Genomic DNA, 15,725 nt, shown 5'->3' with positions numbered 1-15,725 from the left:
CTCATCCGGCAGGGACGGCCGCTGCGCGTCCGCTCAGCGGTATCAGCATGCTGATCGAGTAGCCCTCGGAGAGGGCGTATCGAGATCCACCGTCGTCCGGTGGGCGGGTCTCGATACGCCGCTGTGCGGCTACTCGACCAGCAAGGTGCGACCGCTGCGGAGGCACTGGACCAGCAGGGAGGGGACCCAGCGCAGGAAACTCGGGGAGGATGGGGGGATGAGTCTGACGCTGCTCGAACGGATGCCGACGCCCGACGCCGACGGGCGCGTCGACGACGACGCGGTGTATCTGGCGTTCACGGAGTGGGCCGAGGCGCGGGGGCTGCCGCTGTACCCGGCGCAGGACGAGTCGATGATCGAGATCTCGTCGGGGGCGAACCTGATCCTGTCGACGCCGACCGGCACCGGGAAGTCGCTGGTCGCGATCGGGGCGCACGCCGCCGCGCTGGCGAACGGGCGGCGCAGCTACTACACGGCGCCGATCAAGGCGCTCGTCTCGGAGAAGTTCTTCGCGCTGGTCGACGTGTTCGGCGCCGCGAACGTCGGCATGGTGACCGGCGACTCCTCGGTGAACCCGGACGCGCCGATCATCTGCTGCACCGCGGAGATCCTCGCGAACCTGGCGCTGCGGCACGGCGCCGAGACCGACGTCGACCAGGTGGTGATGGACGAGTTCCACTTCTACGCCGACCCGTCCCGCGGCTGGGCCTGGCAGGTGCCGCTGCTGACGCTGCCGCACGTGCAGTTCGTGCTGATGTCGGCGACGCTCGGCGACGTGACGGCGCTCGCCGCGGACCTCACCCGGCGCACGGGGCGCGAGACCGCCACGGTCACCGGCGTCGAGCGGCCGGTGCCGCTGCACTTCTTCTACGAGATCGCGCCGATCCACGACTCGATCGAGGAGCTGCTCTCGACGAACCAGGCCCCGGTCTACGTCGTGCACTTCTCCCAGGCCGCGGCGCTCGAGCGGGCGCAGGCGCTGACCAGCGCGAACATCGCCACCCGCGAGCACCGCGACCGCATCGCCGAGGTGATCGGCGGCTTCCGCTTCACCACGGCGTTCGGCAAGACGCTCTCGCGGCTGCTGCGGCTCGGGATCGGCGTGCACCACGCGGGCATGCTGCCGAAGTACCGGCGCCTGGTCGAGCAGCTGGCCCAGCAAGGCATGCTGCGCGTGATCTGCGGCACGGACACCCTCGGCGTCGGCATCAACGTGCCGATCCGGACGGTGCTGCTCAGCGCGCTGACCAAGTACGACGGCGTCAAGAGCCGCCAGCTCTCGGCCCGCGAGTTCCACCAGATCGCCGGGCGGGCCGGCCGCGCGGGCTACGACACCGCGGGCACCGTCGTGGTGCAGGCGCCGGAGCACGAGTCCGAGAACCGCAAGGCGCTCGACAAGATGGGTGACGATCCGAAGAAGCGGCGCAAGTGGGTCGGCAAGCGCGCGCCGCAGGGCTTCGTCAGCTGGGGCGAGCCGAGCTTCCGCAAGCTCGTCGACGCCGAGCCCGAGACGCTCACCTCGCACATGACGATCACCTCGTCGATGCTGCTCAACGTGATCGCCCGCGGCGGCGACGTCTTCGCGAACGTGCACGCGCTGATCTTCGACAACCACGAGCCCTGGAAGCGCCAGCTGCAGCTGGCCCGCCGGGCGCTGGGCATCTACCGCACGCTCCGCACCGCGGAGGTGGTCGAGCAGATCGTCGACCGCGACGGCGTGGTGCGCATCCGGCTGACCGTCGACCTGCAGCCGAACTTCGCGCTCAACCAGCCGCTCTCGCCGTTCGCGCTCGCCGTGTTCGACGTGCTCGACCCGGAGTCGCCGACCTTCGCGCTCGACGTGATCTCGGTGCTCGAGGCCACGCTCGACGACCCGCGGCAGATCCTCAGCGCCCAGCAGTTCCAGGCGCGGGGCGACGCGGTCGCCGCGATGAAGGCGGACGGCATCGAGTACGAGGAGCGGATGGAGCTGCTCGAGAGCGTCACGCATCCCAAGCCGCTCGAAGAGCTGCTCGAGGCCACCTTCGAGACCTACACCGCGGTGCAGCCCTGGGTGCGCGACTTCGAGCTCTCGCCCAAGTCGGTCGTGCGCGACATGTACGAGCGGGCGATGTCGTTCGGCGAGTACTGCGCCTTCTACAAGCTCTCCCGCTCGGAGGGACTCGTGCTGCGCTACCTCTCCGACGCGTTCCGGGCCGCCCGGCAGACCATCCCGGACGAGATCAAGAACGAGGAGCTGCACGATCTGATCGAGTGGCTCGGCGAGCTCGTGCGCCAGGTCGACTCCTCGCTGGTGGACGAGTGGGAGGAGCTGGTCAACCCGGCTCTGCACGCGGCCGACCAGGCGATCGTGCCGCCCGCCCCGCGCCGGCTCACCGCGAACCACCGCGCCTTCCGGGTGCTGGTGCGCAACGAGCTGTTCCGGCGGGTCACCCTCGCGGCCCTCGACGACCACGAGGCGCTCGGCGAGCTGGACGCGGCGGCCGGCTTCGACGCCGACGCCTGGGGCGAGGCGCTCGACGACTACTACGACGAGCACGACTCGATCGGGATCGGCCCGGACGCGCGCGGGCCGAAGATGCTGCTCGTCACGGAGACGCCGACGCAGTGGCAGGTGCGCCAGATCCTCGACGATCCGGCCGGCGATCACGACTGGGGGATCTCGGCGACGGTCGATCTCGCGGAGTCGGACGAGGCGGGTGCCGCGGTCGTGCGGGTCACCGCGGTCGGGCGGCTCGACGGCGCGAGCTGACGGCGTGAACTGACGGCCGGCGCGCGGCCGAACGCCGCGAGCTGCCACCGCGAACCGACGCCGGGCGCCGCACGTCGCGTTTTCCGCGACACATCGAGCCCGCATACTGGTTCGCGTGGTATCGGGATCAGGGGACGCGCTCGTCGCGCGCGAGCGGCTCGCCTGGATCGACACGACCCGCGGACTCGGCGTCCTGGCGGTCGTCCTCTTCCACGTCCTGATCTGGAGCTTCGCCACCGTCGCGGACCCGGCGTCCTCCGTCGCCGGGCTGTGGGACCAGGTGGGCGGCTCGCTCGGGCGCATCCGGATGCCGATCCTGTTCGCGCTGGCGGGGCTGCTCGCGCAGTCGGGTCTGTTGCGCGGCTGGCGTCGCGGCTCCGCGCGGGTGCGGCTCGTCTCGAACTACTACCTCTACGCGGTGTGGGTGGTGCTCTACGCCGTGTTCTTCGCACTGCTCGCCCGCCCCGACTTCCCGCACTCGATCGACTCGCTCGACCGTGTCCTCCTGCAGTTCGTCTTCCCGACGACCACGCTCTGGTTCCTCTTCGCGCTCGCGCTCTACCCGCTCGTGCTGGTGCTGCTGCGGGCGCTGCGGGTGCCGTGGTGGGGGATCCTGCTGCTCGGCACCGCCGCCTGGTTCCTCGCGACGAACCTGCGGGTGATCCTCTTCGGCGACGCGCTGCTGGCCAACTTCGTCTTCTTCGCGCTCGGCGTGCTGGGGGCCGAGCAGCTGCGCCGCTTCTCGCGGCCGGGGGTGCTGGTGCTGCTCGTGCCGCTCGGGGTGTTCCTGGTCGCGGTCGTGGGTGGGCGCGTCGTCGGCGGGGCGGCCGGGCAGATCGCGGGCTTCGTGGTGAGTGCGAGCGCGATCCCGCTCGCCGTGGCCTGCGCGGCGCTGCTCTGCCGCTGGGCGCCGGCGGCGCGGGTCGGCTCGGCGATCGGGCGGCGGACGCTGCCGATCTACCTGCTGCAGGTGCCGCTGCTCGGGCTGTGGTCGCTCGTCGCGAACCCGGACGCCGCGTGGCTGACCGGGCTGCTCGAGAAGCCGGTGGCGGCGCTGCTCTACCCGCTGGTGCTCACGGCGGCGATCGTCGCGCTCTCGCTCGGGATCCGCCGGGTGCTGGCGCTGATCCCGGGGGACCCGCTCTTCACGGTGCCCGCGGCGCTCGTGGCGCTGGCGCGACCGGCGCGGGCCGGGCGGCACGCGGACTGAGCGGCGGCTAGGCCCAGATCTGGGCCAGGTACTCGCTGGTCACCTGCGGGCTGCGCTCGTGCACGTCGTCGGCGCTCCACTCGAGGATCGACTCGTCGATGATCCACTCGCCCTCCTTCGGTGCCGCACCGCTGGTCTCGTAGCCGGCGGTCGAGTTCGTCACCGAGGCCCAGGTCGCGGCGCCCATCGGCCCGATGAAGGTGCTGTCGAGCGCCGAGCAGCCGAACTCGACGCCGGGGCCGTTGGAGGCGCCGAAGCTGCCGTCCTGGTCGGCCTCGTCCGGCACCGGGAAGACCCGCTTCACGACGTCCGCTCCGACGACCAGGCAGTGCTGGTAGCGCACGTTCTCGGCCGAACCGATCTGGAACGCGGTGTTCGTCGAGGCGAAGTCGATGCAGTCGATGCTCGTGATGTCGCCGTAGTAGTTGCCGCCCTGGCCGGAGAACTGCACGGTGTCGGTGTGCGCGCCGGAGCCCTTCTCCTTGTAGGCGGGGGCGGTGTAGCAGCCGATCCGGAAGATGTGGCGGAGGCCGCCGGCACCGTCGGTCGGGGTGCGCATGCTCGAGACGTCCTCGTCGCGCAGCTGGGCGTCGGGGACGACCACCTCGACGAGCTCGACGTTCTCGGTGAAGTCCGTGCCGTCGACGCCGTAGACGTTGTAGGCGTTGGTGGTGATCCGCGCGAAGGCCGAGCTGCTGCAGCCGGAGGCGAGGAAGGCGCCGTTGGTGACGATGCCGACGAGCGCGACGTTGTAGACGCGGAGCAGCCGCCAGGAGTTGGCGGTGGTGACCGTGCCCCAGCCGTCGCGCGGGTAGACGAGGACGCGGGTGTCGCGATCGAGCGTGCCGATGTCCTGCATCATCGGCGAGGAGCTCGAGCCGGCGCCGCCGCCGGGCAGCTCGCCCGGTGCGACGAGGATGCGGACGGTGTCGGTGGGGCCCGCGGTGTCGAGCGCCGTCGTGATCGCCTCGCTGATCGCCGACCAGGAGCACTCCACCTCGACCTCGAGATCGACGTCGCCGGTGAACCACGGGGTCCGCGAGGGCCAGTGGGTGCCGTTCGGGCCGAAGGACGGCGTCGGGGTCGGGACGCCGGCGAGCAGGTCGAGCTCGGCGGCCGGAGTGCCCGGCTCGCCGGAGACGCCGGGCTGATCGGGCGTCAGGGCGCGGTAGGCGGCGTAGCCGCCGCCGCCGAGCGCGACGAGGCCGAGGCCGGCGCCGACCGCGCCGAGCACGACGGCTCGCCGGGAGGGTCGCCTGGGCGGGAGCTCGTGGAACTGCGACGCGTCGAAGGGAGGCTGCGCGGAGGAGGGCGGGGAGGAGTCGGCCAAGGGTGTCCAAACCGTCAGTGGGCGGTGCCGGAGGCGGCACGCCTCGGGTCCGGCGCGCCACGCTGTGCCGTGAGCGCAGCCGTCGGGACGTCGGCGCGCTCGACACGCACCCTAGCAGCCGGGGTCGACGGGACTCCTGGGAGGGGGTGGCGGGCGGGGCGGGGGCTGTCGGTGGGCGGGTCTCGATACGCCGCTGCGCGGCTACTCGACCAGCGTGGAGCGGGCGTGCGGCTACTCGACCAGCATGATGGGGCGGCGCGGGTGCGGCGGCATGGTGAGCGGGCGGTGCGTTCCATGCTGATCGAGTAGCCCGCGGAGCGGGCGTATCGAGATCCACCTGCGTCAGAACGGGAGTCTGGAGACCTGCCCTGCTGGGGACGGTGGGTCTCGATACGCCGCTGCGCGGCTACTCGACCAGCATGGAGCCGCTGCGCGGCTACTCGACCAGCATGGGGCCGCTGCGCGGCTACTCGACCAGCATGGGGCCGCTGCGCGGCTACTCGACCAGCATGGGGGTGGGCGTCTCTTCCACGGACGCCGGGGGTCAGCGGCCGCGGAGCTCGCGCTTGCGCATCTGGGCGGCGATGTCGGCCTCGGTGATGTCCTTCTTCTCGGGGCCCCAGAGGGCGGCGGCCTGGCTGGCCACGCCGATGCCGATGCCGAGCATCGGCCAGATCGGCCAGAAGTAGCCGTCGGCGCCGGTCGCGAACCAGACGCCGGTGCTGATCGCGGAGACGGTCATCCAGCCGCCGACCGAGCCGGCGAAGTCGCGGCGGCGCTTGAGGTCCTTGACGGCCTGGGCGCGCTCGATGTCCTCGGGACGGGCGAGCTCGACCTCCGCCGGCGTCTCGGCGGTGTTCTCGGCGGGCGGCTGAGCTGCGGAACTCCGCTCGACACCGCTCGCCGGCGGCTGGTCGCGCCGGGCCGACGGATCCGGGGACCCCCAGACGTTGTCGCTCATGAGACCCCTCCGCTCGTTGCGCCCAGCCTACGCAGGCGGGCGGCCGAGGGCACGGCCCGGCTCAGGGGAGTTCGGGCTGGCAGTGCGGGCACCACCAGGTGCGCCGCTGCTCCGGGTCGTCGCGGATCTCGGCGCGCACGAGCACGGTCGTGCCGCAGCGCAGGCACGGTCGCCCGGCGCGGCCCGCGACCCAGTGCCGCTCGCCGCGGCGGGTGTCGCCGGTGGTGGTCTGGAACATCCCCGGCACCGTGACGGAGGCGCGCAGGCCGCGCGCGGCCGTGGCGACCAGGGCGCGGACGTCGACGGTGCCGACGGGCCGCCAGGGGAAGAGCCCGCGGAGGAAGCAGACCTCGTTCGCCCAGAGGTTGCCGAGGCCCGCCATCAGGCGCTGGTCGAGCAGGGCGGCGATCACCGGCCGCTCCGGTGAGCGGGACAGCCGCTCGACCGCCTCGTCGGCGCTCCAGTCGGCGCGGAGCGGATCCGGCCCGAGATGGCCGACCGCGCGTGCCTCGTCGCGGGTGGGCAGCAGTTCGACGACGGGGAGGTCGATGCCCCAGAGGGCGATCCCGTCGTCGAGTCGGAGCCGGACGCGGACGTCCTTCTGCACCGCTCGCGGCACGGAGCGGCCGGGCGTGGTCACCGTCCAGGAGCCCTGCATCCGCAGGTGGGTGTGCAGCGTGAGCCCGCCGGAGAAGCGGGTGAGCAGGTGCTTGCCGTGGGTGTCGTGCTCGAGGATCCGCAGGCCCTCGAGCGAGCTGCCGGCGGTGTCGCCCGAGCGCAGCTCGCCGTCCGCGACGGTCCGGCCGTCCGCCGCCCGCCGGAGACGGGCGGCGAGACGGTGGACGCTGTCTCCCTCGGGCATGCTCCGCACTCTAGGAGCCGCGTCCGGGCGACGTCAGGGGTGGCGCGACGAGGGCGGGCCCGCTTCTCAGCGGACCCGCCTCTGCGGTCGGTCGTGCTTCGGCTAGCGGGCTAGCGGGCGCTGTACGCCTGCTGGTACGTGCGCTCCGTGCCGTCCTTCGCGGTGACCTCGATCGTCGCGGTGCCGGCCTTGATCGGGCGGAGCACCGTGAGGTAGGAGGTCGTGAACGACTGGCCGGGCTTCACCGAGCTCTTCGTCCGCGTGCCATAGGGCGTCGAGATCTCGATCGCGACCGCCTCCGGGCCGTTGTTGACGGCCGTGACCGTCAGCGTGCGGAGCACGGCGAGGCGCGTGGTCTTCGCGCTCGTCGCGACGTCGATCACCGTCGCCGGAGCGGTCTCGGGCAGGTCGAGTCCGACGACGACCGGGTCGTGGTCGCTCGAGCGGTAGGCCGAGGTGTCGTAGAAGATCGTCGCGTTGTAGTCGTAGCGGCTGTACTCGAGCGCCACCGACTCCCCGCTGTTGATGTTCCAGGTGTCGACACCGGTGACGGTCGCGTCGGCCGCCGGGGAGGCGAAGACGTGGTCGAGCGAGCCGACCGCGCCGTCGAAGGAGTAGGAGTACTTCCCGTCCTTCGCGCCCTGGTCGATGTAGCCCGCATCGCGCAGGACCTGGATCGGGTCCTCCTGCGAGTAGGCGTTGAAGTCGCCGAGCAGGTAGACGAGGTCCGTCGCCTTCTCGGTCTTCAGGCGGTCGGCGAACGCGACGAGCGCGGTGGCCTGGTTGACGCGGGACGCGTTCGAGGCGCCCTGGCCGTCGCCCTGGTCGGCGTCGACTCCGGAGCCGGAGCCCTTCGACTTGAAGTGGTTCACGATCGCGACGAATTCGCTGGCGCTGTCGCCGATCAGGCGGAACTCCTGGGCGAGGGGCTTCCGGGCGTTCGAGAAGGCGGCGCCGTCGTTGAGGATGACGGACTCGCCGACCGGCTCGATGACGGCCTTCTTGTAGATGAACGCGGTGCGGATGACGTCCTCGTCCGCGAGCGCGGGGAGGGCGGCGGGCGAGGGCACGTAGGCCCACAGCTCCGAGCCGGCGGCGGTGTTGAGCGCGGCGGTCAGGGTGGCGAGGGCCTCGTCGCGCGGCTTGCCGAACTTGGCCGAGTTCTCGATCTCCTCGAGGGAGACGACGCCGGCGCCGAGGCTGTTGATCGCGGTGACGATCTTGGCCTGCTGGCGCTCGAGGTCGTCCGCGTTCGCGGCGCCGCGGGCGTCGCAGCCGCTGTTCACGGTGACGGGGTCGCCGTCGCGGTCGGTGTAGAAGGTGCAGCCGGTGATCGAGTCACCCGTGGTGGAGAAGTAGTTCAGCACGTTGAAGGACGCGATCGAGAGGTCGCCGCCGACGGCCTCGGGGGCCGCCTCGCGGGTGTTCGCGAAGGTCGCGGGCTGGACGGTCGCGGCGTTCTCGACGGTCAGCTGCGTCGCCGGCTGGAAGGACCAGCCGCCGTTGCGGTAGTCGAGGACGACCGGGGTCGTGAAGGTCGCCGGGGCGCCCACGCGGATCGGCTCGGTCGGGGTGAGGTAGGGCAGCGGGATCGCCTTGTTCGCGGCGGCGCCGAGGAAGTTGATCGAGGCGCCGTCGTCGAGGACGATCGCGCGGGCGGCGTTGTCGGCGACGACCGCGGCCAGCTCGGGCGTCCCGGGGCGGGCGACCTCGGTCGGGGTCAGCAGCGGCGAGTCGCCTGCGGCGAGGCCGACGGAGCCGAAGCTGTTGAGGTCGAAGGTGTCCGTCACGGTGAACGCGCCCTGCGGGGCGATCAGCATGCTCTCGAGCGTCTCGCGCTCCTCCGTGGAGCGCGGGAGGCCGACGGCGGCCGGAACCGGTGCGGCGGCGGGGGTGTCGAGCTTCTCGACGGTGGCGGCCGAGGTCGGCGTGAGCTCGGTGAGGCCGTTGAACTCGCTGACGGCGCCGGTGATGCGCAGGTGGTCGCCGAGGGCGACGGCGCCGACCGAGGCGGACGAGTAGACGAAGACGGCGTCGGAGGCGGTGCGGCCGGTGGTCTGCGCGCCGGTGCCGGCGGTCTGGATCACGTAACCGTTGAAGCCGCCGGTGGCGTAGCGCGCGGTGACGACGCCGGTGGTGGTGACGGTCTGCCCGACGAGCGGGGACGCGGCTCCGGTGCCCTGGATCTCGGCGATCGAGACGGTGGGCGCGGTGGTCGGCGGCGTCGTGGGCGGAGTGGTCGGGGGAGCGGTCGGGGTCGGCGTGGGGGTCGGCGACCCGGTCGGCGCGGGCGTCGGCTCCGGCGTGCTGCCGCCGGCCGACTCGGGGGTCATCGCGCCGACGGTGAAGTCGGCGGCGTTGGAGTCCGTGTCGCCGGTCGCGGTGTCGGCGCGGGCGATCGATTCGGTCAGGGTCGGCGCGGTGGCGGCCGCCGACTCGAAGGTGTTCGAGGTGCCGTAGCCGAGCAGGTCGAGGACCGCCTCGGGCTGCGCGGCCGTGCCGGTCGGCGGGGCGACCAGCGTGCCGGTGCCCTCGACGAGGAAGAGCGTGCCGCCCGCGGCGGCGATGTTGAGGCCGTTCGCGGTCTGGTCGGCGGCGGGGAGCGGCGCGCCGTTCGTGCCGTTGCTCGCGCCGGCGATCAGGAAGTGGCCCTCGGCCGGGACGGTGCCGGTGAGCGCGACGGTCGTCGTCGGGTTCGCGGTGCCGGTGGCGGAGCGGTACTGCAGCGAGAGGCCGGAGAGCGCGACGTCGGCGCCGGTCGGGTTGTAGAGCTCGACGAAGCGGTTGGCGTAGGTCGCGCCGGCCGAGCCGCCGCGGGCGAAGACCTCGCTGATGACCAGCTCGTCCCCGCTCGGAGCCGCGGTGGCGGGAGCGGCGACCAGCGGCGAGGCGACGAGGGCGAGACCGGCGAGGGCCGCGAGCGCGAGACCTCTTCGCGGGGTGCGGGCGCCCGGCCTGCCCGCGAGGCGTGAGGGGGAGTCGGTCATGGGTGGTCCTCTCGATCGCCGCTCCGGGGAGCGGTGGTGCGTCACCGCACGGCGACGGCGACCCTCGCCCCTGAAAGGGGCACAGTGAGCCACGCTATGCAGTGCGGGTGCCCGGCCTGTGAACCGGACGTTTCATGAACGTAAACTCACCCACCGACATCGAGACCGGAGGCCCGTCTTCGCGGCCTCCGTCCGGGAACGCGCGCCATGATCGGGGGATGATCTCCTTCGAACTGGCCAGGGCGCTGCGGACCGCGGGTCTGCGCTGGGCGCCGGTCACCGGCGACCGCTTCCGCATCGAGCGCGAGGGGTTCGACGGCGACGTCTTCACCGTGAGCGACATGACCATCGAGGCGCACGAGTACGAGACCGGCACCGTTCTCGGCTTCAACGGCACGACCGAGTGGGCGCTCGACTCGGTGGCGCTCGACGACTCGCTCTGGCTGCCGCGCGAGGACCAGCTGCGCGAGCTGCTCCGCGGGACGTTCCGCTCGCTGCGCCGCACGGCGCCGACGGAGGCACCGGTGCGCTTCGCCGTGACGATCGAGATCGGCGGCGGCGAGCGCGACTTCGAGGACGAGGTCGCCGAGAACGCCTACGCGGAGGCGCTGCTCGCGCTGATCAGCTCGGTCGCGGTCGACCTCGACGACGTGGACGAGCTGGTCTGAGCCGACGGGCACCTCTGCCCGTGGGGAGACGTCCCCATTCTTCGCAGCCCGCCCGTTCTCCACGATCGGTCTCGTCGGAACAGACGCTTCCGAGTCGAGGAGAGCACCATGCGAGACCTGCAGCAGCGACCACCGGCCGGCGTGAGCCGGCGGACCACCGGACTGATCGCCTCGGGCGGCGTCCCCGTCCCCGGGTCCGAGGAGGCGTACCGCCGCTTCCTCGAGCTCCGGCGCGAGATCTACGTCGACGAGGCCGGCTTCCTCCCCGCCGAGCGCGGGACCGACGGCGGGGAGACCGACGAGGACGACGCGCGCTCGCTCGCCTTCGCGGTCGTCGAGGAGGCGGCGGGCGAGCTGCGGATCCGTGCCGCACTCCGCCTGATCGTGAAGGGCCGGTCGACCCGCGCGGTGCCCGACGACCGGCTCCCCGTCGAGCGCTACTGGCCCGAGGTCTTCGGCCGGAGCCCCGCGCCGGAGCCCTCGGTCGAGGTCTCGCGCCTCGTCGCGCGGCACGAGGACCGGGCGGCGCAGCACGCGAGCGTGCTGGAGCTGTACGGCGCGGTGCTCGCGTTCCTCGACGAGGCCGGTGTCCGCTCCGCCTACGGGCTGATCGATCCCGTGCTCGAGCGGTTGCTGCGCCTCTCGCTCACCGCCACGAGGATCGGCGAGCGGCGGTGGATCGGCGCGTACCGGAGCCACAACGTCGCGGTCGTGATCGAGGTGCCTCCGGTCAGGCGGCTCAGCCGCTGGCTGCCCGGCCGCTTCCTCAGCGCGCGCGACATCCTGGTCGGGATCGACGACGAGCAGGAGCTGGCGGCGTGAGCACCGATGTGACGGCTGCGAGGTACGCCAGGAACCTCGGCTTCTGGAGCGAGGCGGAGCAGGAGGCGCTGTGCTCGTCGAGGATCGCGCTCGCCGGCGTCGGCGGGGACGGCTTCCAGCTCGGCCTGAAGCTCGCGCAGATGGGCGTGCGCTCGTTCGCGGTCGCCGACCCGGAGGTCTTCGAGCCGGAGAACGCGAACCGGGTGCCCGGGGCGACGCTGGCGGCGGTGGGCCGGAACAAGGCCGAGGTGTTCCGCGAGTCGGTGCTCGCGCTCGACGCCGACGCGACGGTCGACGTCTTCCCCGCGGGCGTGCTCCCGGAGACGGCGCTCGACTTCGCGCGCGGCGCGGACCTGGTCGTCGACGAGACCGAGGTGACGACCCCCGAGGTCGGGGTGCTGCTGGCGCGCACGGCCCGCGCGCTCGATCTGCCGGTGCTGTGGGTGATGAACGTGGGCTGGGCCGCGCAGGCGACGTCGTTCCACCCGCGGTCGCGGCGCACGGTGGAGCGCCTGCTCGGCCTCACGGAGGACATGCCGCTCGAGGAGGTCGCGCGGCACCCGGCGACGCTGGGCAGGACCCTGCCGGTGATCCCGGCGTACACCGACCTCCGGGTGCTGCGGGCCGTCACATCCGCCGCTCCGGCGCCGCTGCCCTCGATCGCCCCGGGGGTCGACGCCGCTTCGGCGCTCGGCTCGGCGCAGGCGTTCCTGCACCTCACGGCCACCGTCGGCAACCGCCGGCCGAGGCCGACCTGGGCACCGGCCTTCGCGCACATCGACGTCTACGGGCGCACCGCCGGCACCGTCCGCCGGCCGCGGCTGTCGGCGGCGCTGACCCTCGCGCGCGCGGCGACCCGGGACGCGCTCGCGCTCAACCCGCGGGTCGAGTACTCCGACGAGGACCGGGAGCGGCGGAGCGCCGCCTAGCCGACCTCGAGATGGAGGCCCGGCTCGGTGTCGGCCACGATCGTCGCGACGGCGCCCCGGCCGGGCGGCAGCAGCCTCACCGTGACCCGGCCGAAGCCGATCTCCTCGAAGGCGCGGGCGGCGGTCGCGGCGACGCGGTCGAGAGTGGGCTCGTCGAGGTCCCCGTCGGAGTCGTCGAGGAGCACCACCTGCACCCCGCGCAGCCGCGCGGCGCGCACGCTCGCGGCCAGCGGGTCGCGGACGAGGCCGAAGGCGCGGAGGCCGTCGCGGATGCCCGCTTCGATGTTGGCCGCGTCGCGCGCGAGGGCGGGGGAGTAGGGCTCGCCGGCCGCCGCTCGGGCGAGGAGCGGCTCCGCGAGGTCCGCGACCAGCCGCACGCGCTTCTCCCGCTCGACGAAGCGGCCGTCGGCCTCCGCCGTCTCGGCGGCCAGTCGCTCGCGCTCGGCGCGCACCTCGCTCATCCGGCCGATGGCGTAGCGCAGGCCGAGGCGGAACAGGACGCCGCAGGCGAGCAGGATCGTGTAGCGCGACATCGCCTCGAGGGCGAAGAGCGCGCTGTGGCCGGTTCCGAGCAGTGCCGCGAGCGTCACGGCTCCGACGGCGAGGTGCCCGACGACCGCCGCGAGGATCCGCCCGCGGAGGCAGAGGGCGAAGAGCGGGAAGGCGGTCCCGCCGAGGAACCAGGTGGCGAAGCTCCCCTCCCAGCCGCTCGGCTCGAGGGCCCACCAGCCCAGGGCCGCGGCGACGGGGGCGCCGGCCGCGACCACCAGGGTGCCGGGGAGCGGGAGCGGGTCGCGGGGCCGGCGGACGACCAGCGCGACCAGGAGGGCGACGACCAGCGTCGCCGCCGCCGTGACCGCGGGGCGGCGCGACCAGTCGAGGTTCAGCCCTGCGAGCAGGAGGTTGGCCCCGACGAAGAAGAGCCCCATCACCCGGATGCGGCCGCCGCCGAAGCCGAGCAGGTCGGAGACGTCGGCGCTGTGCTCGAGACGGCGCGGGCGGGTCACCGGTGCCACTCCAGCCGGACGACGGTGCCCGCCTCGGACGCGATCTGCGCGGTCGCCCCGGCGATCTGGGTCACCCGGCCGAGGATGCTCGTGGTCAGGCCCATCCGGTTCTGCGGCACCGCGGCGGCGACGAACCCGCCGCCGTCGTCGCTGACCTCGATCGAGAGGCCGCGGTCGTCGACGGCGAGGGACGCGCGGACGGCAGCGGGCGCTCCGTCCGTCGAGCGGGCGTGCTGCACGGCGTTCCGCGCGGCCTGGACGGTCGCGTCGATCAGCGCGTCGGCGACGGGGGAGGGGACGGCCACGGCGCCCGCCTCGATGCGGGTGCTGAGGACGGCGAGCGGGGCGGCCTCGGCGATGCGGACGGAGGCGGCGCGCACGAACTCGCCCGCGGTCAGCACCGCGCGGCTCGGGGTCGGACCCGTCGGATCCGTCCGCCGGAGCTCCGCGAGGTGCGCGAGGGCGATCCGCGCCGCGGCGCGGGAGCGCTCGGCCGAGTGGCTGATCTGCTCCACGTTCAGCAGGAAGGAGAGGATCTCGTCGTGCACGAGCGCGCCGACCCGGATGCGCTCGCTGCGCCGCCCCGATCGACCGGCGGCGCGGGCGGCGGCGAAGACCGACTCCCGCGTCGCGCGCTCGAGCGACCGGCCGGCGCCGAGGACCGCCTGGGCGAGCCCGGCGAAGACCGTGCCGATCATCGCCATGTCCACCGCCTCCTCGATCGCGACGACCGGCGAGCCCGAAGTGGCGGAGCGGACGGCGAAGAGCAGCAGGCAGACGGCCGCCACGGCGAACGGCACCACCCGGGCGGGGAAGGCGACGGCCGCCGCGGTCATCGCGACGGGCACGGCGTCGATGAGCCAGGAGGTGGTCGCCGGACCGCTCCCGGCCGGCACGGCCGGGATCAGCGCGAGGGCGACGACGGCGAAGAGGACGACGTGCGCGCGCAGGACGGTCCGCACCGTGCCGAGTGCGCCGCGGGTCGCGACGACCAGGGTCACCAGCGGGGCGGGCAGCACCAGCACCGCCGCGGCGACGGCCCAGAGCGGCGAGATCGTGAGACCGGTGCCGGCGTAGCCGAGTGCCGCGACGGCGTGGAACGCGATGCCGCCGATGCTGAAGGCGACCACGAAGATCCGCTCGAACCGGTCGCCGATGCCGTAGCTCGGCTCCTCCGCCGCGACGGCGTCGGGTCTCACATCGGGCCCTCGAGCAGGCCGTCCTCGATCGCGCGGATGTAGAGCTCGACCTTCGTCCCCGCGTGCCGGCCGACCCGGGCGTACTTGGCGCGGATCCGTCCGACGTAGTGGGTGACCGTGTCGCGGGACAGACCGGTGAGCGACGCGACGCGCTGCGCCTTCTCGCCCGCGGCGTAGAGCGCGAGCACCTCGCGCTCGCGGGCGCTCAGACCGGCGTCGGCGAGCTCGGCATCGGCGTCGAGGGCCGCGGCCCAGTCGGTCGAGGCGACCGCGATGCCGTGCGCCGCGGAGCGGATGGTGTCGAGGAGCACCGAGTCCTCCTCGGACTTGCGCACCATGCCGAGGGCGCCGGCCCGGGCGGCGGCGCGGACCGAGTCGGGGTCGTCGCCGGCCGAGAAGATCAAAACGCGGGTGCCGCGCCGCATCAGCCGCGAGACGTTCTCCCCGGCCTCGCTGCCGTCGCCGAGCCGCAGATCGAGGATGACGAGGTCGAAGTCCGCGGCGTCCTCCTCGATCTCGCCGACGGTGGCGGCGATCGCGTCGGCGCGCAGGTCGGCGGTCCCGCGCAGCAGCTCGGCGATGCCGGAGCGGACGATGGCGTGGTCGTCGATCACGCAGATCGAGCGGACGGGGTCGTCGGCGAGGGGAGGGGCCGGCTCGAGGGACGGCGTCGGCTCGAGGAGAGGGGCTGACTCGAGGGGTCGGGAAAGGGTGCTCACGGCGGCGGGCATCGGCGTCCTGGATCGTCAGGGGAGAGTCGAGCCGTCGGGTGGTCGGCATCGGTGGCAGAAGTGTGCGGCGCGCGGAGAGACGCCGCAAGGCGGAGCGACACCGAGTCCCAACGCGCGCTGTCGCGGGCTCGGAGTGCTAGGGATCGGCGGGATTCCGCAGGCGTCGAGCGGCCGGTGCCGTCGGCGCCCGTCCGCCGCCGGTCCGCCTCGGTCGGACGTCGTGGCCCCCGGACGGGTGCCGCGACAACTGACGGCTGGTGGCCGGAG

The 15,725-nt window shown here is 73.4% G+C and carries 12 protein-coding genes; 5 read left to right on the top strand and 7 right to left on the bottom strand.

What is annotated here, in order from left to right:
* Positions 1-217 precede the first annotated feature (217 nt).
* Complete coding sequence (locus HQQ86_RS09200; protein ID WP_216845284.1) at positions 218-2,752, top strand: RNA helicase; 2,535 nt, start codon at positions 218-220, stop codon at positions 2,750-2,752.
* A gap of 115 nt (positions 2,753-2,867) precedes the next feature.
* On the top strand, positions 2,868-3,962 hold the full coding sequence (locus tag HQQ86_RS09195; protein WP_173287831.1) for an acyltransferase: 1,095 nt from the start codon (positions 2,868-2,870) through the stop codon (positions 3,960-3,962).
* Positions 3,963-3,969: 7 nt separating this feature from the next.
* On the opposite strand, the gene HQQ86_RS09190 is transcribed toward HQQ86_RS09195, so the two are convergent.
* The 4 genes from HQQ86_RS09190 to HQQ86_RS09175 form a co-directional block, all read right to left on the bottom strand.
* Positions 3,970-5,292, bottom strand: coding sequence for a hypothetical protein (locus HQQ86_RS09190; RefSeq protein ID WP_173287830.1), 1,323 nt, complete (start codon positions 5,290-5,292; stop codon positions 3,970-3,972).
* Between the two features lie 544 nt (positions 5,293-5,836).
* Entirely contained in the window at positions 5,837-6,253 is a 417-nt protein-coding gene (locus tag HQQ86_RS09185; protein ID WP_173287829.1) for a 2TM domain-containing protein, read from the bottom strand.
* A gap of 61 nt (positions 6,254-6,314) precedes the next feature.
* Positions 6,315-7,115, bottom strand: coding sequence for an Fpg/Nei family DNA glycosylase (locus tag HQQ86_RS09180; protein ID WP_173287828.1), 801 nt, complete (start codon positions 7,113-7,115; stop codon positions 6,315-6,317).
* Between the two features lie 110 nt (positions 7,116-7,225).
* Entirely contained in the window at positions 7,226-10,102 is a 2,877-nt protein-coding gene (locus HQQ86_RS09175; protein WP_173287827.1) for an ExeM/NucH family extracellular endonuclease, read from the bottom strand.
* Between the two features lie 218 nt (positions 10,103-10,320).
* Here HQQ86_RS09175 and HQQ86_RS09170 point away from each other — a divergent pair, with 218 nt between their 5' ends.
* The 3 genes from HQQ86_RS09170 to HQQ86_RS09160 all read left to right on the top strand — a co-directional run bounded on the left by HQQ86_RS09170 (position 10,321) and on the right by HQQ86_RS09160 (position 12,521).
* Positions 10,321-10,770 (top strand): hypothetical protein, encoded by a 450-nt coding sequence (locus tag HQQ86_RS09170; RefSeq protein ID WP_173287826.1) that lies wholly within the window; start codon positions 10,321-10,323, stop codon positions 10,768-10,770.
* Between the two features lie 108 nt (positions 10,771-10,878).
* Positions 10,879-11,592: a hypothetical protein gene (locus tag HQQ86_RS09165; protein ID WP_173287825.1), complete on the top strand. Its 714-nt coding sequence runs from the start codon at positions 10,879-10,881 to the stop codon at positions 11,590-11,592.
* On the top strand, positions 11,589-12,521 hold the full coding sequence (locus tag HQQ86_RS09160) for a ThiF family adenylyltransferase (protein ID WP_173287824.1): 933 nt from the start codon (positions 11,589-11,591) through the stop codon (positions 12,519-12,521). The genes HQQ86_RS09165 and HQQ86_RS09160 overlap by 4 nt, the downstream gene beginning before the upstream one ends.
* On the opposite strand, the gene HQQ86_RS09155 is transcribed toward HQQ86_RS09160, so the two are convergent.
* From HQQ86_RS09155 to HQQ86_RS09145, 3 genes are read right to left on the bottom strand one after another with little or no spacing between them, the layout of a single operon-like run.
* Entirely contained in the window at positions 12,518-13,528 is a 1,011-nt protein-coding gene (locus HQQ86_RS09155) for a hypothetical protein (RefSeq protein ID WP_173287823.1), read from the bottom strand. The genes HQQ86_RS09160 and HQQ86_RS09155 overlap by 4 nt on opposite strands.
* Positions 13,525-14,727, bottom strand: a complete 1,203-nt coding sequence (locus HQQ86_RS09150; protein ID WP_173287822.1) for a hypothetical protein — start codon at positions 14,725-14,727, stop codon at positions 13,525-13,527. Before HQQ86_RS09150 ends, HQQ86_RS09155 begins: the two co-directional genes overlap by 4 nt.
* On the bottom strand, positions 14,724-15,446 hold the full coding sequence (locus HQQ86_RS09145; RefSeq protein ID WP_216845282.1) for a response regulator transcription factor: 723 nt from the start codon (positions 15,444-15,446) through the stop codon (positions 14,724-14,726). Before HQQ86_RS09145 ends, HQQ86_RS09150 begins: the two co-directional genes overlap by 4 nt.
* Positions 15,447-15,725: the final 279 nt, after the last annotated feature.

The sequence above is a fragment of the Rathayibacter sp. VKM Ac-2857 genome, from assembly GCF_013205025.1.
Classification (GTDB): Bacteria; Actinomycetota; Actinomycetes; order Actinomycetales; family Microbacteriaceae; genus Rathayibacter.
The sequence above is the reverse complement of the archived record's forward strand: the minus strand, read 5'-3'. Positions and strand labels throughout refer to the sequence as shown.